Origin of the sequence: uncultured Streptomyces sp. (assembly GCF_947488945.1) — a bacterium.
Lineage (GTDB): Bacteria > Actinomycetota > Actinomycetes > Streptomycetales > Streptomycetaceae > Streptomyces.
On the sequence record NZ_CANLBS010000009.1, the window covers coordinates 186,788 to 206,040 of the forward strand.

General features: G+C 71.7%; 21 protein-coding genes. 10 read left to right on the plus strand and 11 right to left on the minus strand.

Annotation, left to right across the window (positions count from 1 at the left end; genetic code table 11):
- Window positions 1–320 precede the first annotated feature (320 nt).
- The 8 genes from Q0994_RS16890 to Q0994_RS16925 all read left to right on the plus strand — a co-directional run bounded on the left by Q0994_RS16890 (window position 321) and on the right by Q0994_RS16925 (window position 7,912).
- Window positions 321–1,949 carry an ATP-binding protein gene (locus Q0994_RS16890; protein ID WP_299535307.1) on the plus strand — a complete coding sequence of 543 codons (1,629 nt, stop codon included), beginning with the start codon at window positions 321–323 and terminating at the stop codon, window positions 1,947–1,949.
- Entirely contained in the window at window positions 1,946–2,380 is a 435-nt protein-coding gene (locus Q0994_RS16895) for a roadblock/LC7 domain-containing protein (RefSeq protein ID WP_299535309.1), read from the plus strand. Before Q0994_RS16890 ends, Q0994_RS16895 begins: the two co-directional genes overlap by 4 nt.
- Window positions 2,377–2,748 (plus strand): DUF742 domain-containing protein, encoded by a 372-nt coding sequence (locus Q0994_RS16900; RefSeq protein WP_299535311.1) that lies wholly within the window; start codon window positions 2,377–2,379, stop codon window positions 2,746–2,748. Before Q0994_RS16895 ends, Q0994_RS16900 begins: the two co-directional genes overlap by 4 nt.
- Window positions 2,729–3,376, plus strand: coding sequence for an ATP/GTP-binding protein (locus Q0994_RS16905; RefSeq protein WP_299535314.1), 648 nt, complete (start codon window positions 2,729–2,731; stop codon window positions 3,374–3,376). Before Q0994_RS16900 ends, Q0994_RS16905 begins: the two co-directional genes overlap by 20 nt.
- On the plus strand, window positions 3,373–4,608 hold the full coding sequence (locus tag Q0994_RS16910) for a cytochrome P450 (RefSeq protein ID WP_299535316.1): 1,236 nt from the start codon (window positions 3,373–3,375) through the stop codon (window positions 4,606–4,608). The genes Q0994_RS16905 and Q0994_RS16910 overlap by 4 nt, the downstream gene beginning before the upstream one ends.
- A complete protein-coding gene (locus Q0994_RS16915; RefSeq protein ID WP_299535318.1) occupies window positions 4,605–5,813 on the plus strand; it encodes a cytochrome P450 in 1,209 nt (402 codons plus the stop codon). Before Q0994_RS16910 ends, Q0994_RS16915 begins: the two co-directional genes overlap by 4 nt.
- A 148-nt stretch (window positions 5,814–5,961) precedes the next feature.
- Window positions 5,962–7,080, plus strand: a complete 1,119-nt coding sequence (serC, locus tag Q0994_RS16920; RefSeq protein WP_299535320.1) for a phosphoserine transaminase — start codon at window positions 5,962–5,964, stop codon at window positions 7,078–7,080.
- 190 nt (window positions 7,081–7,270) lie between these two features.
- Window positions 7,271–7,912, plus strand: coding sequence for a Uma2 family endonuclease (locus Q0994_RS16925; RefSeq protein ID WP_299535322.1), 642 nt, complete (start codon window positions 7,271–7,273; stop codon window positions 7,910–7,912).
- Window positions 7,913–7,922: 10 nt separating this feature from the next.
- Here Q0994_RS16925 and Q0994_RS16930 read toward each other — a convergent pair whose 3' ends face one another.
- Together Q0994_RS16930 and Q0994_RS16935 are read right to left on the minus strand one after the other, a co-directional pair.
- Window positions 7,923–8,621: a class I SAM-dependent methyltransferase gene (locus tag Q0994_RS16930; protein ID WP_299535324.1), complete on the minus strand. Its 699-nt coding sequence runs from the start codon at window positions 8,619–8,621 to the stop codon at window positions 7,923–7,925.
- A gap of 66 nt (window positions 8,622–8,687) precedes the next feature.
- Window positions 8,688–9,695 (minus strand): WD40 repeat domain-containing protein, encoded by a 1,008-nt coding sequence (locus tag Q0994_RS16935; protein WP_299535327.1) that lies wholly within the window; start codon window positions 9,693–9,695, stop codon window positions 8,688–8,690.
- Here Q0994_RS16935 and Q0994_RS16940 point away from each other — a divergent pair.
- Window positions 9,694–10,482 (plus strand): GDSL-type esterase/lipase family protein, encoded by a 789-nt coding sequence (locus Q0994_RS16940; protein ID WP_299535330.1) that lies wholly within the window; start codon window positions 9,694–9,696, stop codon window positions 10,480–10,482. The genes Q0994_RS16935 and Q0994_RS16940 overlap by 2 nt on opposite strands.
- Here the strand turns inward: Q0994_RS16940 and Q0994_RS16945 are convergent.
- Together Q0994_RS16945 and Q0994_RS16950 are read right to left on the minus strand one after the other, a co-directional pair.
- Entirely contained in the window at window positions 10,460–11,119 is a 660-nt protein-coding gene (locus Q0994_RS16945) for a TetR/AcrR family transcriptional regulator (RefSeq protein ID WP_299535333.1), read from the minus strand. The genes Q0994_RS16940 and Q0994_RS16945 overlap by 23 nt on opposite strands.
- Before the next feature lie 263 nt (window positions 11,120–11,382).
- A complete protein-coding gene (locus Q0994_RS16950; RefSeq protein ID WP_299535336.1) occupies window positions 11,383–12,072 on the minus strand; it encodes a hypothetical protein in 690 nt (229 codons plus the stop codon).
- Window positions 12,073–12,318: 246 nt separating this feature from the next.
- Between Q0994_RS16950 and Q0994_RS16955 the strand changes: the two genes are divergently transcribed.
- On the plus strand, window positions 12,319–13,857 hold the full coding sequence (locus Q0994_RS16955) for a choice-of-anchor A family protein (protein ID WP_299535339.1): 1,539 nt from the start codon (window positions 12,319–12,321) through the stop codon (window positions 13,855–13,857).
- A 247-nt stretch (window positions 13,858–14,104) separates the two neighbouring features.
- On the opposite strand, the gene Q0994_RS16960 is transcribed toward Q0994_RS16955, so the two are convergent.
- From Q0994_RS16960 to Q0994_RS16990, 7 genes are all read right to left on the minus strand, one after another.
- The gene (locus Q0994_RS16960) at window positions 14,105–14,629 is read right to left on the minus strand and encodes an O-acetyl-ADP-ribose deacetylase (protein WP_299535342.1); all 525 of its coding nucleotides are present in this window, start codon (window positions 14,627–14,629) and stop codon (window positions 14,105–14,107) included.
- Between the two features lie 380 nt (window positions 14,630–15,009).
- The gene (locus Q0994_RS16965) at window positions 15,010–15,462 is read right to left on the minus strand and encodes an NUDIX hydrolase (RefSeq protein ID WP_299535344.1); all 453 of its coding nucleotides are present in this window, start codon (window positions 15,460–15,462) and stop codon (window positions 15,010–15,012) included.
- A gap of 19 nt (window positions 15,463–15,481) precedes the next feature.
- The gene (locus Q0994_RS16970) at window positions 15,482–16,279 is read right to left on the minus strand and encodes an STM4013/SEN3800 family hydrolase (protein ID WP_299535345.1); all 798 of its coding nucleotides are present in this window, start codon (window positions 16,277–16,279) and stop codon (window positions 15,482–15,484) included.
- Window positions 16,276–16,782 (minus strand): hypothetical protein, encoded by a 507-nt coding sequence (locus Q0994_RS16975; protein ID WP_299535347.1) that lies wholly within the window; start codon window positions 16,780–16,782, stop codon window positions 16,276–16,278. The genes Q0994_RS16970 and Q0994_RS16975 overlap by 4 nt, the downstream gene beginning before the upstream one ends.
- Window positions 16,775–17,416: an AAA family ATPase gene (locus Q0994_RS16980; protein ID WP_299535349.1), complete on the minus strand. Its 642-nt coding sequence runs from the start codon at window positions 17,414–17,416 to the stop codon at window positions 16,775–16,777. The genes Q0994_RS16975 and Q0994_RS16980 overlap by 8 nt, the downstream gene beginning before the upstream one ends.
- An 18-nt stretch (window positions 17,417–17,434) precedes the next feature.
- Complete coding sequence (locus Q0994_RS16985; protein WP_299535352.1) at window positions 17,435–18,478, minus strand: radical SAM protein; 1,044 nt, start codon at window positions 18,476–18,478, stop codon at window positions 17,435–17,437.
- 228 nt (window positions 18,479–18,706) lie between these two features.
- Window positions 18,707–19,240, minus strand: coding sequence for an NUDIX domain-containing protein (locus tag Q0994_RS16990; RefSeq protein WP_299535354.1), 534 nt, complete (start codon window positions 19,238–19,240; stop codon window positions 18,707–18,709).
- Between the last annotated feature and the right edge of the window lie 13 nt (window positions 19,241–19,253).

Genomic DNA, 19,253 nt, shown 5'->3' on the forward strand with positions numbered 1-19,253 from the left:
GAGGGCCGGGCGGGACGCGAGAGCGGGCGCAAGAGGACCGGGCGGGACGCCGGGAGCCTCCGGGATCTCCGTGGTCGGGACCCCTTCCGGACCCCGTACGCCCCACCGGTCACCCCCGACACGGCGGACAACACCACCCGCACAGCCACAAACACCACACACACCGACCAGAAATCAACACCTGAGCTTCCCAAATCGGCTGTCAATTCTCCTATAGTGGCCACGACTTGCACCGAATCTGTCAGGCCGCCGCCCTGAGTCGACGACTCAGCCGGCGCGCGCCTGGTGCCCCCTCCCGCCGCCCGCAACGAGGATTCCGCTTGCGCCCCTCCCTCCGGTCTTCCGCGCCGGCCCTGCTGATATCGGCGGCTCTCACCGGCCTCGCCTGCGTGGCGGCCGTCGTCGCCGCACCCGAGGGGGTACGCACCCCGCTCGCCTGGGGGGCGGGATGCGCGGCGGTGCTGCTGACCGCCGCCGTCACCGTCTCCGTCCATTCCCTGCACACCGCGCGGGCCCTGCGCGCCGCGCGGGCCGAGGAGAGCCGGCGGTTCACCGCCGAGACCACCCGGCTCGTGTCGGCGTCCGCGGCCGAGGCCCAGCGCTTCACGGCCGAGACCGCCCGCGTGAAGGCCTCCGCCCGCGCCGAGACGGAGCGGATCGCCACCGCCGCCGCAGCCGCGAAGGAGCGGATGGCCGCCGAGGCCGCCGCCGAACGGAGGCGGCTGACCGAGGAGGCGGAGCGGGTCACCGCCGAGGCCGCCGCCGAGCGGGAGAAGCTGGTCGCCGAGGCGGCCCGCGCGCTCGCCCGCGCCCGGCGCAGCGAGAGCGAGCGCGCCGCCGCCGTCGCCGCCTGCGCCAACGCGGCGGGCCGGATGCAGGCGCTGTCCACGAGCATGCTGGCCGACCTCCGCGAGATGGAGAACCGGCACAACGACGACACGGTCCTCGGCGACCTGCTCCACCTCGACCACCGCACGGCCCAGGCGGGCCGCCTCGCCGACTCCATCGCCGTGCTGACCGGTGCCCGTTCGGGCCGCCGCTGGGCCAAGCCGATCGTGATGGAGTCCATCCTGCGCGGCGCCATGGGACGCATCGGCGGCTACCAGCGCATCCGGCTGCACTCGGTGAGCGACGTCGCCGTCGCCGGCCACGCCGCCGAGGGCGTCATGCACGCCCTCGCCGAACTCCTCGACAACGCGGCGAACTTCTCGCCGCCCACGGCCGAGGTGCACGTGTACGTGGAGGAGGTCCCGGCGGGCACCGTCATCACCATCGAGGACAGCGGCCTGATCATGGGCGACGTCCAACTGCGGCGCGCGGAGCGGGCGGTGTCCGCCGAGAACCAGGACCTGACCGGCCTCTCCGGCACCCGGCTCGGCCTGGCCGTCGTCGGCCGGCTGGCCCGCAAGCACGGCCTGACCGTCTCCTTCCGGCCCTCCGCGCGCGGCGGCACCGGCGTGCTGATGATGCTGCCGCAGGAGATCATCACCCGTACCTCCGCACCCGCCCCGGCGGCGGCAGCCCCGGCCGTCCGGACCGACGACGCCGTCCCCGCGGCGTCCCCCGCACGGACCGCCGCTCCCGTCGCCGAGCCGGAACCGGCGCACGGCGCCGCGGCCGAGTCCGGTGCCGACGCCCCCGGCCGCGACCGGGAGGCCCCGGCCGCCCCGGAGGCGCTCCCCACCCGGGCGAAGGCGACGGCCGAGGACACGCAGGACGCCGAATCGACCGGCTCCTTCCCGCTGCTGGGCGACAGCGGGCTGCCCCAGCGCCGGCGCGGCCGCACCCTGGCCGCCGCCGAGTCCCGCGCCGCGGCCGCCGACGGCGGCGGCTCCGGCACCGGCGCCCCCCGCCGTGCCACCGACCCGAAGGTGCAGGCCGCTCGCTTCAGCACCTTCAGCAAGGCCGTACGCGCCACCCCACCGCACCCGGAAGGCAACACCCGATGACCGCGACCACCGACGAGAAGCTCAACTGGCTGCTGGAGGGGCTGCTCGACCGGACGCCCGGCGCCCGGCACGCCCTCGTCCTGTCCCGCGACGGCCTCAAGCTGTGCCGGACCCCCGAGCTCTCCGTCGACCAGGCCGACCAGTTGGCGGCCATCTCCGCCGGCATCCAGTCCCTTTCGCACGGTGCGTCCATCGAGTTCGGCGACGGCACCGGCGGCGTACGGTCCGCGATGGCGGAGTTCTACGGCGGGGTGCTGTTCATCGTGGAGGCGGGCGCGGGCGCGCACCTCGCGGTCGTCGCCGACGAGGACTCCGACGTCGGCCTCGTCGGCCACAACATGAGCGAACTGGTGGAGCAGATCGGCGAACACCTGGTCGCCCCGCCGCGGAGCCCGGCCGACGCCGCTTCCTCCGAGACCGTGGACGTATGACCCCGGCGCCCCGCCCCCGTCCGGGGCGCGACGACGATCCCGACCGGCTGTACACCCTCACCGGTGGCCGCAGCCGGTCCGACTCGGCCGCGTTCGACCTGGTGACGCTCGTCGTCTCCGAGTGCGAACCGGCCCCCGGCATGCAGTCGGAGCACGTCGCCATCCTGCGGATGTGCGAACGCCCCACCGCCGTGGTCGAGATCTCCGCGAGCCTGAACCTGCCCGTCGGCATCGTCCGCATCATGCTGTGCGACCTGCTCGACACCGGCCGGATCAGCGCCCGCCATCCCCGTACCGCCCGTGTCGCGGACCGGCTCCCCGACCCCGACATTCTGGAACAGGTGCTCGTTGGACTCCGCAACCTCTGACCGGGACGCCCTGCGGCCGACGGCCGACAACGGCTTGAAGATCGTCGTCGTCGGCGGCTTCGGCGTGGGCAAGACCACCCTGGTCCGTTCCGTCAGCGAGATCCGCCCGCTCAACACCGAAGAGACCATGACCCGCGCGGGCGAGGAGGTCGACGACCTCGACGGCGTCCACTCCAAGACCGCCACCACCGTCGCCTTCGACTTCGGCCGGATCACCCTGGACGCGCGCTCGGTGCTCTACCTCTTCGGCGCGCCCGGCCAGGAGCGCTTCTGGTTCCTGTGGGACCGGCTGTTCTCCGGCACCCTCGGCGCGGTCGTCCTGGTGGACACCCGCCGGCTCGCCGACTCCTGGTACGCCATCGACCGGCTGGAGCACCACGGCACGCCGTTCATCGTGGCCTGCAACGACTTCGGCGGGCCGCTGCACACCGAGGAGCAGATCCGCAAGGCGCTGGACCTCTCCCCCGACGTCCCGCTCGTCGAGTGCGACGCCCGGGACCGCTCGTCCAGCAAGTACGTGCTGATCACGCTCGTCGAACACCTCCACGCCCTCTCCGCCCGCGCCCGGTCCGCCGGATCACCGGCGGACACCGCCGCCGCGGCCAGGACCCCGGAGCCCACTCCATGACCCAGTGCCCCGTGTCCCACGGATCCGTCCCCCTGTCCGGGCCCCGGTTCCAGACCGACCCCGTGCGGTTGTACCGGGACATGCGGCGCGACCACGGGCCGGTCGCCCCGGTCGTGCTCGACGGCGACATACCCGCCTGGCTGATCCTCGGCTACCGCGAACTCCACCAGGTCACCAACGACCCGGTGCTCTTCAGCCGGGACTCCGAGCTGTGGAGCCAGTGGGAGAACATCCCCGAGGGCTGGCCGCTGCTGCCGATGATCGGCCGCAGGCAGCCCTCCATCCTCTACACGGTCGGCCGCCGGCACACCGAGCGGCAGGCGATGATCAGCAACGCCCTCGAAGGCGTCGACCCGTTCGCCCTCAAGCGGTACGCGGAGGAGTTCGCCGACGGCCTCGTCGACCGCTTCTGCGCCGCGGGCCGCACCGACATCATCGCGGAGTACGCGATGCTGCTGCCCGCACTCGTCCTGGCACGGCTCTACGGCTTCGACAACGAGGTCGGGGCGGCCCTGGTGAGCGCGCTCAACGACATGATCGACGGCCGCGAACGCGCCCTGGCCGGCCAGCAGCACCTCGGCGCCGCCATGACCGACCTGGTCGCCTCCCGAAAGTCCGCCCCCGGCGACGACGTCACCAGCAGGATGCTGGCCGACCCCGGCGGGTTCACCGACGAGGAGGTCACCCAGGACCTGATGGTCATGATGGCCGCCGGCCACCAGCCGACGGCCGACTGGATCGGCAACTCGCTGCGGCTGATGCTCACCGACGACCGCTTCGCCGCCTCGCTCTCCGGCGGCCGGCACAGCGTCGGCGAGGCCATGAACGAGGTGCTGTGGGAGGACACGCCCACCCAGAACGTGGCGGGCCGCTGGGCCTCCCGCGACACCCGCCTCGGCGGCCGGCACATCCGGGCGGGCGACATGCTGCTGCTCGGCATCGCCGCCGCCAACGGGGACCCGCAGGTCAGGACGGACGGCTCCGCCCTCACCGGCGGGAACAACGCCTTCCTCTCCTTCGGACACGGCGAGCACCGCTGCCCGTTCCCGGCCCAGGAGACGTCCGAGGTCATCGCCCGCACCGGCATCGAGGTGCTGCTCGACCGGCTGCCGGACGTGGACCTCGCGGTCCCCGAGGAACAGCTCACCCGGCGCCCGTCACCCTGGCTGCGCGGCCTGACGGACCTGCCGGTGCGATTCACTCCGACACTCGCCCTGGGAGACCAAAAATGACCCGGATCGTCCTCGATCCCTTCGTGACCGACCTCGACGCGGAGAGCGCCGCCCTGCGCGCCGCCGGGCCGCTGGCCGAGGTCGAACTGCCCGGCGGCGTCCGGGTGTACGCCGTCACCCACCACGCCGAGGCGCGTCAGCTGCTCACCGACGGCCGGGTCGTGAAGGACATCAACGTCTGGAACGCCTGGCAGCGCGGCGAGATCCCGATGGACTGGCCGCTGATCGGCCTGGTCAATCCGGGGCGCTCGATGCTGACGGTCGACGGGGCGGACCACCGCCGGCTCCGCACGCTGGTCGCGCAGGCGCTGACGGTGAAGCGGGTGGAGCGGCTGCGGGCCGGCATCGAGGCCCTCACCCACGCGAGCCTGGACCGGCTCGCGGCGCTCCCGCAGGGCGGGACGGTCGATCTCAAGGCGGAGTTCGCCTACCCGCTGCCGATGAACGTCATCAGCGAGCTGATGGGCGTGGAGGCGGACGACCACCCCCGGCTGAAGGAGCTGTTCGAGAAGTTCTTCTCGACGCAGACGCCGCCGGAGGAGGTGCCGCAGATGATGGCGGACCTCGGCGCCCTCTTCACGAAGATCGTCGACGCCAAGCGGGCCGCGCCCGGCGACGACCTGACCAGCGCGCTGATCCTGGCCTCCGAGAACGGCGACCAGCTCACCGACGAGGAGATCGTCAACACCCTGCAACTGATCATCGCGGCCGGTCACGAGACCACGATCAGCCTGATCGTGAACGTCGTCGAGGCGCTGCAGACCCACCCCGAGCAGCGCAAGGCGGTGCTGAGCGGCGAGATCCCGTGGGAGAACGTGATCGAGGAGACGCTGCGCTGGAACACCCCGACCTCGCACGTGCTCATCCGGTTCGCGACCGAGGACGTCGAGGTCGGCGACCGGGTGCTGCCGAAGGGCGAGGCGCTCATCGTGTCGTTCGGCGCGCTGGGCCGGGACGAGGCCCAGTACGGTCCGACGGCCGGCGAGTTCGACGCCACCCGGTCCCCGAACCGGCACATCGCCTTCGGCCACGGCCCGCACGTCTGCCCGGGAGCGGCCCTGTCCCGCCTGGAGGCGGGGGTGGCCCTCCCCGCCCTCTACGAGCGCTTCCCGGACCTGGAGCTCGCGGTGCCCCCGTCCGAGCTGCGCAACAAGCCGATCGTGACGCAGAACGACCTGCACGAGCTGCCGGTCGACCTGGGCTGATCCCCGCCCGCGGGGCGCGGGACCGGCCGGTCCCGCGCCCGTCCCGGACGGGGGCGGGACGAGGCGGGGGCGTCCACGGACCGGAGCGAACGTCTCACCGGACGGACACGGTCACGGGCCGTCTCCGGGAGGCATTACGCTCCGACTCGTGGCCGACATCCAGATTCCCGCTGACATCAAGCCCGCCGACGGGCGCTTCGGCGCCGGTCCCTCCAAGGTGCGGACTCAGGCGCTCGACGCGCTGGCCGCCACCGGCACCTCTCTTCTCGGCACCTCCCACCGCCAGGCTCCGGTCAAGAACCTGGTCGGCGAGGTCCGCGAGGGCGTGCGCGCGCTCTTCTCCCTCCCCGAGGGGTACGAGGTCGTTCTCGGCAACGGCGGCTCCACCGCCTTCTGGGACGTGGCGACGCACGGTCTCATCGAGTCGAAGTCCCAGCACCTGAGCTTCGGCGAGTTCTCGTCGAAGTTCGCCAAGGCCGCGAAGCTCGCGCCCTGGCTCGCGGAGCCGACCGTCATCTCCTCCGACCCGGGCACCCACCCGGAGCCGCAGGCCGAGGCCGGCGTCGACGTGTACGCCTTCACCCACAACGAGACCTCCACGGGTGTCGCCGCGCCGATCAAGCGCGTCGCGGGCGCCGACGAGGGCTCGCTCGTCCTCGTGGACGCCACCTCCGGCGCCGGCGGCCTGCCGGTCGACATCACCGAGACGGACGTCTACTACTTCGCCCCGCAGAAGTCGTTCGCCTCGGACGGCGGCCTGTGGATCGCGGCCTTCTCCCCGGCCGCCCTGGAGCGCGCCGCGCGCGTGCACGCCTCCGGCCGGCACGTGCCGGAGTTCTTCTCGCTGCCGACGGCGATCGACAACTCGCTGAAGAACCAGACGTACAACACCCCCGCGCTCGCCACCCTGTTCCTGCTCAACGAGCAGCTGAAGTGGATGAACACGCAGGGCGGTCTGGAGTTCACGACCGGACGCACCGCCGCCTCCTCGCAGGCGCTGTACGGCTGGGCCGAGGACTCGAAGTACGCGACCCCGTTCGTCACCGACCCGGCGAAGCGTTCGCAGGTCATCGGCACGATCGACTTCGCGGACGAGATCGACGCCGCCGCCGTCGCCAAGGCGCTGCGCGCCAACGGCATCGTGGACACCGAGCCGTACCGCAAGCTGGGCCGCAACCAGCTGCGCGTCGCGATGTTCCCGGCGATCGACCCGGCCGACGTCCAGGCCCTGACGGCCTGCATCGACTTCGTCATCGAGAAGCTGTAGTCCGCCGCACCACCGCCCCGCCCCGACGGCCCCGCCACCGCACGACGGTACGCGGGGCCGTCGCACGTCCGGGTGCCCGTGACGCCGGCGACGGACGTCACCCGCGGGGGTGAGCGAGAGACCTACGGGCCCCCGCCGGTGCCGCGACCTACGATGATGGCATCGGCACCGGTCACCTCAGGAGGACGTCATGTCTGCGTCAGCAGTCGAGTACCCCTGTGACGGTGAACCGGAATCCCTGCTGGCCAGCGCGAACCGACTCGCGGAGCAGCTGCCCGGTCACCGTGTCGAGATTCTTGGAGGCCTGATCACCGTGGCCCCACCCCCGGACGGCCCGCACGGCCGGGCACTGACCAAGCTGATGCGACCGTTCCTGGCGGCGGGTCTCGACGACGGCGAGACCGCTCTGATCCAGGGAATCGGACTCTGGCTGCCGGGCGGCCCGCAGGATTACGCCATTCCCGACCTGGCCGTCGTGGACGCCGACTTCGACGCCCACCGGGCGGAGAACCACTGCTACGACCCCGCGGTGTTCCGCCTCGTGCTGGAGGTCACCTCCAGCAACTGGACCAGCGACCTCCGGCACAAGGTGGTCGCCTACGCCGAGGCGAAGATTCCGGTCTACGTGATCCTGGACCGCAAGCACGGACGCCTCCATGTGCTGACGGAACCCGGAGGCGGCGCCTGGGACAACCACCAGGTGTACGCCCCCGGACAGACGGCCGTGCTGCCCGGCTCGATCGGCGGGCGGGTGAGCCTGGACGTCGGCGCGCTCGTCCGCGCGGGAAGCCCGGACACGGCCCCGAGGTCCACCGGCCCCGCGCCGGGCTGAGCCGGCGTCCTCAACGCCCCGTCGCGGCCCGGCCGCCGGGATCCAGCGGCCTGCGGGCGAGGACGACCGCCTGGGCGGTGGACTCCGGGAACTCGCCCTCGGTGTCCGGCTGCCGCACCGTGCGGGCCCGGATCTCCAGCCCGGCGGCGGTCAGCAGGCCCTCGACGCGCTCCGGGGTACGCCGGTGGAAGTCGAGCCGCACCCGGTGGCCCCACGCCTCCTCGTACCGGGCGGGCTCCGCGCCGATCTGGAAGCCGAGCAGCGCGTGCGCGCCCGGAGCCAGCACCCGGCGGAACTCCGCGAAGACGTCCGGCAGCAGGTCGTCGGTGACGTGGATGGTGGAGTACCAGGCCAGCAGGCCGCCGAGCGACCCGTCCGCGAGGTCCAGCGCGAGCATCGATCCCTCGGCGAAGCGGAGTCCGGGGTGACGGCCGCGTGCCTCGGCCAGCATCCCGGGCGACAGGTCGACGCCGAACACGTCGGCCCCGAGGCCGTGCAGGTACGCGGTGACGCGTCCCGTGCCGCACCCCACGTCCGCGACCGGCCGTCCGCCGCCGGTGGCCCGCACCGTCTCCGCGAAGGCCGCCAGCAGGGCGCGCTCCACCGGCTTGGCGGCCAACTCGTCCTGGAAACGGGCCGCGTAGTCGGCGGCGAGACGGTCGTAGGAGGCACGGGTGTCCCGGACGAAGTCCGGTTCGCTGATCGGCATGACCCGGCAGCGTACGCCCGACCCCGGGCGGGCGCACCCCGGTCCGGGAGGGCCGGATGCCGCCGGTCAGTCTCCGCCGCGCCGCCGCCGGAAGCGGAAGGCGAGCACCACCGCGCCGAGGATCACGAGTCCGCCCACGGTGGCGCTGCCCTTCTCCGCGCCGTTCCCGCCGGAACCGCCGGCCGGCCCGCTCCCCTCGGTGGGCTTCGCGGAGGGGGAGCCGGAACCGTCCGCCGACGGCTCGGCCGCGCCGCCCCCGACGTCCACCCGCTCCACCCGACTGCGCGCCCCTTCGTAGCCGTACATCAGGGCCGAGCCGTCCGCCGTGTACGTCACCGACTCCGACTGCCCCTGGAAGGGGGCGTCCACCGGGTGCTCGGCACCGATCCGGCCGTCGGCGAAGTCGTGGACGCGCGCCCCGAGGTAGGAGCGCAGCACCAGCCGGGTGCCGTCCGGCGAGAAGGCGCCGTCGGTCACCCAGCCCACCTTCCCCACCCTGTGGAAGACGTTGTCGCCGCCGGTGGAAAGCTCCGCGGGGCCTTCGTAGAGGCCGCCACCGTCCTGGTTCTTGGAGGCGATGTAGACCCGGCCGGTCTTCGGATGGACCATCAGCGCCTCGGCGTCGCGCGCCCCGTCGGCGTACGTCACGTCGAACTGCGTCGCGCGGACCGTGGTGTCGCGGAGTTCCTTCGGTTCCGGCAGACGGTAGATCCAGACATGGTCCCAGGTGCCGTTCAGGTTGTCGCCGATGTCGCCGACGTACAGGTTCCCGTCGGGGCCGATCGAGATCGCCTCCACGTCGCGCGGCTCGCCGACCCCGGTCATGGTGACGGTGGCGACGGTCCGCCCGGTGCGGGAGTCGACGGCGTACAGGTAGGGGCCGTCCTCGCTGTCGTTGTGGGTCCAGTAGACGCCGGGATGGATGCGGCTGGCGGCGAGGCCGCTGGACTCGGTGATCCGCGGGTCCTCGATCGTGAAGGAGCGGTCCGCGCGACCGCCGTCGTCGGCCACGGCGGGGGCCGCGGCTCCCGCGAGCAGGAGCAGCCCGGCGAGGGCGGTGAGAGAGGCGCGCATGGCGCCAGTGTCCATCATCACGTCGCAGCGTGACGCCTGGATCGGCCATGATGACGGCATGCGTTTTCTGTTCGTCGGCGATTCCATGACCGTCGGTCGCGCCGGCGACTTCACCTGGCGCTACCGCATGTGGCGCCACCTCGAAGCGTCCTTCGGCGAGGGCGGCTACGCCATCGTCGGACCGCGCACCGCCCTGCACGACACGGAGGCCGACGCCCCCCTCTCCACGGCCTACGCCGATCCCGGCTTCCCGCCCGACGCCCGGCGCCATCTCGCCGGCTGGGGCCAGGGCTGGCTGCATCTGGCACCGGTCATCGAGGAGACGGTCGCCGCGACGCGGGCCGACGTCCTGCTGGTGTCGCTGGGTCTGATCGACCTCGGCTTCTACACGGACAGCGACCAGACCGCGGCCAACGCCCGCGCGTTCGTCGCGGCGGCCCGCCGGGCCAACCCCTCGGTCGGGGCGGTGCTGCTGCCGGTCATACCGAACGTCCGGGCGCTGACCGACGCGCCGTTCGCGGCCGAGTGCGAGCGCTTCAACACCCTGCTCGCGAAGGCCGTGGCCGACCTCGACCAGCCGGCCTCGCCCCTGCTCCTCGCCTCGCACCCGGCCGGCTACGACCTCGGTGCCGACACCTACGACGGCACCCATCCGGGCCCGTCGGGAGAGCACAAGCTGGCCGCCGCGTTCGCGGACGCGATGCACCAGGCGTGGGGGCTCGGCCTGCCCTACGGAGCAGGTGCCGCGGCCGGGCCCCCGCGCCCTACAGCGCCGGTTCCTCGCTGACGCTGCCCGCGGTGATGCCCAGCATCGACAGGGCCAGCTTCACGAGTTCCTCGGACACCTCGGCCGGCTGGGCCCGCCGGGAGCGCCGCGCGTAGTGCGCCATGAACTCGTGCACGGTGCCCACCGTCACCATCACGGTGACCCGGTGGTCCCCTGGCTCCGCCTCGCCGCGCGCCACCGCGCGCTGGGCCTCGCCGGTGAGGAAGTCCACCCACACGTCGCGCCAGCGCTTCACGTGCGCGTCCACCCGGTGGCTGACGCCCAGCACCTCGACGAACGTGACCCGGGCCTCGTGCGGGTCCTCGGTGACCGCCTTCACGTAGGCTTCGAAGAGGATCTTGGTGCGCGGGCCCATCGGAAGGTCGTCCATACCCTCGGCCAACAGGGCTTCCTCGGCAGCCCGCAGCCCCTTGGTGGTCACCTGGTCGTGGAGCGCGACGAGCAGGCCCTCCAGCGAGCCGTACTCCTCCTCCAGGATGCGCACCGGCACGCCCGCCCGTCGGCAGAGCGCCTCGGTGGTCGTCCGGGCGTACCCGAACGTACCGAACAAGTCGCGTGCCGCCTGCGTCAGTTGGGCACGCTCCAGCGCACGGAAACCCTCACCGGTCGCGGTCTTCCCCGTCTCCGAGCCGTCCATCACCGGACCTCCTCAGCAGAAGGCGCGGGAGAGGCTGCTCCACCTCTGCAACGGACCGCCCGAGTCATTGTCCTCTCCTGTGGGCCGGTTGGCGGCAAACGCCACGTTCTGCCGCGGAGTTCACCCTCCGGACGCCGTCCGCCCGCCCCCGGTCCACCTCTCACGCCCGTTACGCGCCCCCTGGCCCGCACGGCAGTCCGAACGCCCGTACAGGCGGGCGAACTTCGGAGAAGCACCCCGGCTCCGTCAGGAGCCCGCACGGGTCAGTCGAACAGGCTGACCGTCTCGGAGACCGCGGGCCGCTGCCGCTCACCCTCCGGCGTGAAGGCGAAGGACTGGGGGAAGGGCCCGGACCCCCACCGGGTCGCCAGCAGCACGGGCTGGGTGTGCTCGGGCGGCCAGGTGTAGGCGGCCCCGGGGGCGGTGCCGTTCCAGAGGTGGAAGGTGACCACGGGGTCCGCAGGGTCGGCGGTGGCGTAGCCGAGCGCCTTGCCGTAGCGGGGGTCCGAGCCGCCGAAGCGGACCGAGGGCGGGCCGAACGCCGTCGTGACGTCCGTCCAGTCGCGGTCCCGCTCCACCGTCCAGTCGCGGACCGTCGCACGCAGCCGGGCGTACTCGTCGCCGGTCAGCAGCCGGTCGGCCCGCAGCCAGCCCGCGCGGTGGGCCAGCTCCGCGTAGAGGGAGGCCACCGCGTACTCGTGTCCCTGGAGGTGCAGGTGCCGGGTGAAGGCGCCCTTGGCCCCGAGCGGCGACCAGGCCCCGCGCGCCTCCCACTCCGCCCGCTGCTCGGCCCACGCGCCGGCGCGGCCCTCGACGTACAGCAGGTCCTCGCACATGAGCTGGAGGACGGCCTCGTCGCCCCACAAGGACGGCCGGCGCAGCGCCATGTTGAGTCGGTGGACGAAGTGGGCGCGTATGTCCGCGGAGGGCGCGAGGGCGTCGGAAGGGATCACCCGCCCATTGTCCCCGCCCGCACTCTCCCGTTCGACGCACACGGGTGCTATTCACAGAATTTTCCCGGCCCAACTCCCGCGGGCGGCACGGAGGTCGTCCCGCCGCGCGGTCCGCACGCGGACACGTCCCGGAGCCCTGCGGACCGGGACGGCGGTCCGTCCGGCCGACTGCCGCACACTCGTACGAGCGACGCCCTCGGAGCGGTGCCGCAGGTCGCGTGCGGGCACCTGCCTACGGTCCGCCGCATGAGTCGAGCACGCTTGATGACCCTGACCGCCTGCACCGCCGTCTGCCTCGCCGTGACCGGGCCCGCCTTCGGTGCGTACTCGGGCAACCCGTTGGCCGGCAGCAACGGTTTCGGGGTGGTGGTGGAGGGTGACGCCACCCTGGGCAGCACCGAGACCGAGGGCGCCGTCGCCATCGGAGGCGATCTGACGATCGGCCCCGGCTACAACGTCGGCCTGAACACGCCCGGCACCTTCGTCGCCCCGGGCGACACGACCCCCACCACGCTGCTGGTCGGCGGGGCGGTGAACTGGGGAGCCGGCTCGCCGCAGGGCGTGCTGCGCGTCCTGAGCAACGGCCTCCTCAAGGTGGGCGACCCCACCGGCAGCGACGCCCTGGACGAGGACGCCAACGGTGCCGAGGTCAACACCCATGAGGTGGTGGAGGGGGCGGGGTACGACTCCACGCCCCGCATCGAGACGACCGTCCACCAGGACGAGGCCAACGTCCACCAGAGCGGCCTGATGGACTTCGGCTCGCTCTTCACCACCTACCGCGAGCGCTCGACGGACATCGCCTCCTGCACCACCAACGTCCTGCTCCGGGACGACCAGGGGCAGCCGCTGCCCGACCAGGACGACATCCCGGCGGGCACCAACGCCTTCATCACCCTCACCGAGGGGCAGACCAACGTCCTCAACATCACCGGCGAGAACCTCAACAACCTCTCCGAGCTGACCTTCGACAACCTGCCCACCGCCTCGACCCCGCTGGTCGTCAACGTGGACACCAGCGGCACCGGCGGCGTGTACTCCTGGAGCATTCCGGAGCTGGCGGGGATCTCCGGGGACCAGGCCCCCTACATCCTGTGGAACTTCCCGGACGCCACCGACATCACGATCACCGAGGGCGACTCGCTGGAAGGCACGATCTACGCCCCGCGCGCCAGGGTGACCGACATCGACGCGTCGAACCTGGAGGGCCAGGTCATCGCGAAGGAGCTGATCGCCGGCCCGCTGATCGACGGTGGCGCGGACGTGGTCAACGCCGGTGAGATCCACGAGTTCCCGTTCGCCGCGGACATCGACTGCTCGGACCTGGGAGACCCCTCGCCGACCCCGACGCCGACCCCCACTCCGACACCGACGGACCCGACCCCCACGCCGACTCCGACGCCGACCGGACCGACCCCGACCCCGACCCCGACCGGACCCACGCCGACGCCGACCGGACCCACCCCGACGCCCACCGGACCCACCTCGCCCCCGACCCCGACCGGGCCCACACCTCCCCCGACCGGGCACCCGCACCCGTCCCCGTCCGACCCGTACGGGGAGGGCAGTGGCGGCGGCTACGGCAGCGGCGGCTCCGGCGACGGGGGCGGCCACGGCAGTGGCGGAGGGTACGGCGACGGCGGCCACGGCAGTGGCGGCGGTCATGGAGGCGGGGGCGAGTTGGCGAGCAGCGGCCCGTCGGGCATGGGCTTCGTCGCCGGCGGCGCGCTGCTGGCGGCCGCCACCGGCCTGGCCCTGAAGTTCCGCAGGCGCCCGCGCCACTGATCCGGTTGACCCGCCAGGGACGCCCCCTCGGGTCCCCGGCCCGCACACCACCGCGCCGCGTGCCCCGCCCGCCAGGGCCGGACACGCGGCGCGGCGCCTATGCCACCGGGCCCGCCGCCGGTCGCTTCCCGCGCCGCCGGTGGCCCCACGGCCTCTCCCGTACGGTCTCCCCGTGCGGTGGTCCCCCCGGTCCCCCGCGGTCCCCCGTCACGCCGTCACGCCGTCACGCCGTCACGCCGTCACGCCGTCACGCGGCCAACGCCTCCTCGAAGCACGTGTACGCCTCGTCGCCGAACAGCACGAACCGGACCTCGTCGACCGGCGGGAGGGCCGCCTCCCGGACCGTGCGCACCGCGATGCGCGCCCCGTCGTCCAGTGGCCAGCCGTAGATCCCCGTCGAGATGGCCGGGAAGGCCACCGTCCGGGCGCCCAGCTCCGAGGCCACCCGCAGGGACTCCCGGTAGCACGAGGCCAGCAGGGCGGACCGGTCTTCGGTGCGCGACCAGACCGGGCCCACGGTGTGGATGACGTGCTGGGCGTGCAGCCGGCCGGCCGTGGTCGCCACGGCCTTGCCGGTCGGCAGGCCGCCGCCCCAGTGCGAGGCCCGCAGCGCGCGGCAGGCGGCGAGGATCTCGGGCCCTCCCCGCCGGTGGATCGCACCGTCCACCCCGCCGCCGCCGAGGAGCGAGGAGTTGGCGGCGTTGACCAGGGCGTCGGCGTGCTGCTCGGTGATGTCCCCGCGCACGAGGACGATCTTCGGCGAAGTCGTCATACCGCCATCCTGCCCGCGCGGGACGGACGGCACCGGTCCACCGAGACCGGATCGGGTGCGGTTGTCACGGGCAAGGGACACCAGCGGGGCGCTGAGCGGGGTGTGCGGTACGCACAGGGAGGAGCAGTCGTCGGCGTACACCCGGCCCTGCCGTGGGGGGACGATGCCGGAACCCGTTGTCCGGGAAGATCGTGCCGGGCCCTCCGGTGGAACACGAAGGCGGTTCCCGCCTCGTACAGGCCGGTCTACGGGCCGGTCTCCTCGTTGCGGACCGGCTCGCCCAGCCGGAAGATGCGGATGGTGTCGGTCAGGATTTCACGCGCGACCACGCCGCTGACGGCCCCCACGTCAGCCCGGCGCCTACAGTCGTGATCGCCAAGCTATGACCCTGGTCCGACAGAGACGGCCCGTTCTGCCAGCAGCAAGGCCAACGGTCCGGCAGGCAGGAGAAAACGCCCCTCGGTAGCGGCGTCGATGGCCCGACCCAGAGGCCACCATTCCAGCTTGAAGTCCGCCTCGGTGGCCGTGAGTTCCTGAGGCCCGTGGGTAAGGCCTGATGCCTCGAAGAGATGGACCCGTGCAGCCGATCCGAGTGTGATGGCGTAGGAGCCCAGAGCCTTCCAAGAGGAGGCGGTCAGACCCGCCTCCTCCCGGAGTTCGCGGTGTGCACACGCCTCCGCCGTCTCGCCGTCCTCCCGGCGACCGCCCGGCAGGAAGAGGAACTCGCCGCCGTACTCGGGGAACTGTGCGCGCAGAATCGCGACGGTACCGTTGCTGTCACGAGCCACGACGACAGACGCGTCCCTGCTCGGCGCTCGGCCTTGGCTGTTCATGCGCAGGAAGCATAGTGGTTCAGCCGCGCAAAAACGCCGAGAAGGGGACGTTCACGACGGTTGGGTGTGCGACGCCACGGCCGTGGAATCCGTCCTCTCCGTAGGCGTCTCCGTGGTCGGCGCACAGGATGATCAACCACTTCTCGTCCTCCGTGAGCTGGGTGACCAGCCGGCCGAGATGTTCGTCTGCGTATTGCAGGGCGCCTTCCTGCGACGTCCGGGAATCGACGCTGCGGCCGATGTAGTGACCGTGCGGGACATGGGTGGCTGACACGTTGACGAAGAGGAAGAGTGGCTGACGACCGCGGAACTCGGCGACCACCTCCAGGGCTTGGTCCACCTGGTGGCGAGTCGAGTCAGGTTCGGGTGAGCAGAACTCAGGACGCCAGTGGTCCTCATCGAACATGTCGGGCAGAACGGAGCCGAGCGGCGTCTCGCGAGAGAAGTACGTGACTCCGCCGATGCAGACGCTCCGGTAGCCGTACTGAGCAAGGCCCTGGAGAAGGCTGGGGGCCTCGAACACGAAAGTCTGCGGATGTGGCGTCTTGAAGGCGGGGGGCCTGCACTCCCACAGTCGGGGTGGCTGCTGCGGTTGCGGCAGCTTCGGTAGGAAGCCGGAGAAGAACGCCATGTGCGCGGGGAGGGTGAAGGTGCCCGGGGTGTGACGGCGCTCCCATCCGCCGGTGGGAAGCAGAGACTCCAGATGTGGCGTACGGCCCGAGGCAAGGGTGTCCCTGGCCACGTCGTAGCGAAGGGAGTCGAGGGTGACGAAGAGGATGCTCGTCCCGCTGCCGATGACTTCGCGGGCCTTGATCATGAGGGGATTCGTCCAGGATCGGTGTCGCCCGAGCTGACCTGGATGGCACCTCGCGCCGCATCGTTGACCGGGATGGGCACCTGGTCCCGTTCCATGAGCAACCGAATTCCGCGAAGTGCTGCTGGCGGCAGTGCGAGCCCGCCGCGACTGTAGAGGGTGATCTCGACGGTGGTCACGCCGAGGTCGTCGCTGGCATCGAGCCAAGCGCCGCACGCTCCGCCGGATGCCTTCATTGCGCTGAAGAAGTCGTCTGTGCTGCTGTGGCCGAGGTACTGCACCTGGCAACGGTAGTGCTGGGCGTTGATGGCTCCTCTGCACAGCCGAGCAGCGATCTCGGAAACCACGGGGTGACCGTCGTGGGCGACCGCAAGGCGCGATGCCTGCTGGGTGACGACCAAGCAGGCTCCGAGCCACCAACCGATGCCTTGGTGCACCTGGTCGGGGAAGCGACCCCGAACACTACGCTCGGTGAAGATCGCGTCCGCTCCCGCAGAGCTAAGCATGCGTGCCTCCTGCGAGTCTGGTGACGACATCGGCCAGTTCGTCGGGGGATTGGTCGTCCGTGTCGAGCGTGATGGCGCTCGGGTCCCTCGCCGCGACGTCCTCAAAGTTGCTCAACAGCCGGCCCAGCCGCCCGGGAACGGTGAAGAGGTCGGTGTCGTCGCGCTTGAGGTCGGCCTTGGTCTCCATTCGGGCGCGGAGAGTTTCCTCGGAGCAGCGAAGGTAGAACGTGTGGGTCGGCGGAACGAGGTAGCCGCGGAACGGCTGGAGCAGGCACTCGACGTCGTTGACCGGAACTCGGTGCGCTGCGGCATGGCAGGCGATGACGGACGAGACGTAGCGGTCGGCCACGACCGGGCCCAGAGGACGGCATTCCCGTATGGCGTCGGCGGCGTGCAACAGGCCCGACAGGTAGAACGCGAACTGAGGCAGCGGCCGAAGGCGGCTGTTGATGGTGCTTGCCCAGTCGGTGTGAGGGCGGGGCAAGGTGTGCAGGCTGGAGGCGGCCAGGCGGCGGGCGAGGGTTCGGGCGAGAGTGGACTTCCCGATTCCGGAGACGCCTTCCAGAACGATGAAGGCGGGCGCCGGCCCTGGCGTCTCGAAAGCGAGCGGCTGGTACGGCTGCGCTGCGGTCACTTCGAAGGTCCCTTCGACTCAGGCAAGGCGTTGGGGCTGGGACTGGGCGGTTCCCTCGGTGAAGGCGGCGACGTGATCCGCAACACGGTGCACAAGCTGACCAACGTCGTGGACGTAGTCCTTGACGTCGAGCCGCAGGTCTTCTCGAAGGAGGCACGGCTGCACACCACCGGCGTGGTCCAAGCGCAGTGCCCAGAAACCCTCGACGCACTGCGCACGGAGGGGACACGTTCCGCACTGCCCGACGTGGTACCGGCCCAGGTTGCGCTCGATAACATCGACCTCGACGCCATCGATGCGGAAGATGCGGCGACCCTGCCCCGCTCCGGCTACCTCAACGCGCTCGTCGTCGGTCATGGTGCGCAGACGAGACACGACGGTTTCGGCCGGCAACGCGGTCTCGGCCATCGCCTGATTGTGGTTGGTGTCAACGAGTTCGATGAACTGGACGGGCAGCCGCCGTTCCAGGGCGTAGTCGAGGATGCGCGGCACTTCCTCGGCGTTGCGCTGGAGCAGCAGGCAGTTCAGCTCGACACGCTCGAACATGTCGCGTGCGGCATCGATTCCATCAAGCACCGCGCCGATCCCGATGCGGGTGTTGGCAATGTCGTACAGCGACTCGTCGGAAAAGTAGTGCAGCGAGACCTTCACCTTGTCGAGAGGTGCCTGTCTCAGCCAGCCGGCACTCCGGCGCACACGCGTGCCGTTCGTGATCAGCGTGTACGACGTGTCGGCCGTCGGGCTGGTCAGGCCGGTGAGGACAGGCCGTGCGAGCGGGGAGATCAGCGGTTCCCCGCCGGTGAAGTAGACCCGCTTCATACCGGCGGCAATCAACGAGTTGATCAGGTGGAGATACTGGTAGGCGTCGAGTTCGCGGCTCCTGGGTCGAACCGTGCGGTCGGCCCTGACGAGTACTGGCGGCTTGTCGCCCTCGTCGTGGCAGAAGTTGCAGAAGATGTTGCACCGCGGGGTCAGGGACACCCGGAGCTGGCCACGTAACGCTGCGAAGCTCTTCAAAGCAGTCAGATCGGTCGGTGCGGGCCCGAGGTCGTGCAGTGACACTGTGGCCTCCAACGGTTGGGCAGGTGGGTTCGTCGTTCCTGCTTGCGGAACTGCGTAGTGCGAAACCGGCGCCGTCTCTCCCCTGGGCTCTGCATCAGCTCAGTGACGGGCGGCCCGCGCGCGGTAGGCGCCCCGGAATCTGGGGTTCAGATCGGTGACGCCGAGTGCTGGGCAGAGCAAGCTCACGGGTTCTCGGGACCGCGTCGACAGTGACCGTGCCCGATGAGGTCACAGCTCCACCCCCCGAGAGCCCCCGAGCACGGGACGCCCGTCCTGGAGGACGGCTGTCGTGCCGTTCTTCCACGCGTTCCACATCCCGAGGAAGCGGCGGTGCTGGTACGGCCGCATGCACGTGCGGGCGGTGTCCGGCCCCACCCACGCGTAACCGGACAGCTCCAGCTCTCCGCCGTCGGGCGCGGGCGGCAGGCGAAGATCGGCGGTGCTGTGGACGGCCGAGCACTGGTAGACGAAGTTCTGGCCCATGGCGGCCGGCTGCGCCTCGTCGGGGTTGCCCGGCACCCAGTCGATGCCGAGGAGCCGGACCGGAACGGGGGTGATGCCGGTCTCGCGCCGGGTGTGGTTGATCATCGCGGCGAGGTTCGGTTCGTTGTCGCCGGCGTGGCCACCGGGGAGCTGGTGATACCCGGCCTTGGAGCCGTAGTTCGCCCGCACGGTGAGGATTTCCCCGTGCTCGTTCGGGATCCAGGCGAGCCCGCCGATACGGCAAGCAGGCGGTGCCACCAAGTTGATCTGCTGAGTCATGATGTCCTGTCGT

Bases quoted from the DNA above. Each gene is read 5' to 3' on its own strand.
- Q0994_RS16940 (WP_299535330.1), top strand. From the start codon at position 9,694: ATGGCGCCAGTGTCCATCATCACGTCGCAGCGTGACGCCTGGATCGGC.
- Q0994_RS16915 (WP_299535318.1), top strand. From the start codon at position 4,605: ATGACCCGGATCGTCCTCGATCCCTTCGTGACCGACCTCGACGCGGAG.
- Q0994_RS16935 (WP_299535327.1), bottom strand. From the start codon at position 9,695: ATGCGCGCCTCTCTCACCGCCCTCGCCGGGCTGCTCCTGCTCGCGGGA.
- Q0994_RS16930 (WP_299535324.1), bottom strand. From the start codon at position 8,621: ATGCCGATCAGCGAACCGGACTTCGTCCGGGACACCCGTGCCTCCTAC.
- Q0994_RS16945 (WP_299535333.1), bottom strand. From the start codon at position 11,119: ATGGACGGCTCGGAGACGGGGAAGACCGCGACCGGTGAGGGTTTCCGT.
- Q0994_RS16970 (WP_299535345.1), bottom strand. From the start codon at position 16,279: ATGATCAAGGCCCGCGAAGTCATCGGCAGCGGGACGAGCATCCTCTTC.
- Q0994_RS16955 (WP_299535339.1), top strand. From the start codon at position 12,319: ATGAGTCGAGCACGCTTGATGACCCTGACCGCCTGCACCGCCGTCTGC.
- Q0994_RS16990 (WP_299535354.1), bottom strand. From the start codon at position 19,240: ATGACTCAGCAGATCAACTTGGTGGCACCGCCTGCTTGCCGTATCGGC.
- Q0994_RS16965 (WP_299535344.1), bottom strand. From the start codon at position 15,462: ATGAACAGCCAAGGCCGAGCGCCGAGCAGGGACGCGTCTGTCGTCGTG.
- Q0994_RS16900 (WP_299535311.1), top strand. From the start codon at position 2,377: ATGACCCCGGCGCCCCGCCCCCGTCCGGGGCGCGACGACGATCCCGAC.
- Q0994_RS16910 (WP_299535316.1), top strand. From the start codon at position 3,373: ATGACCCAGTGCCCCGTGTCCCACGGATCCGTCCCCCTGTCCGGGCCC.
- Q0994_RS16895 (WP_299535309.1), top strand. From the start codon at position 1,946: ATGACCGCGACCACCGACGAGAAGCTCAACTGGCTGCTGGAGGGGCTG.
- Q0994_RS16960 (WP_299535342.1), bottom strand. From the start codon at position 14,629: ATGACGACTTCGCCGAAGATCGTCCTCGTGCGCGGGGACATCACCGAG.
- Q0994_RS16975 (WP_299535347.1), bottom strand. From the start codon at position 16,782: ATGCTTAGCTCTGCGGGAGCGGACGCGATCTTCACCGAGCGTAGTGTT.
- Q0994_RS16925 (WP_299535322.1), top strand. From the start codon at position 7,271: ATGTCTGCGTCAGCAGTCGAGTACCCCTGTGACGGTGAACCGGAATCC.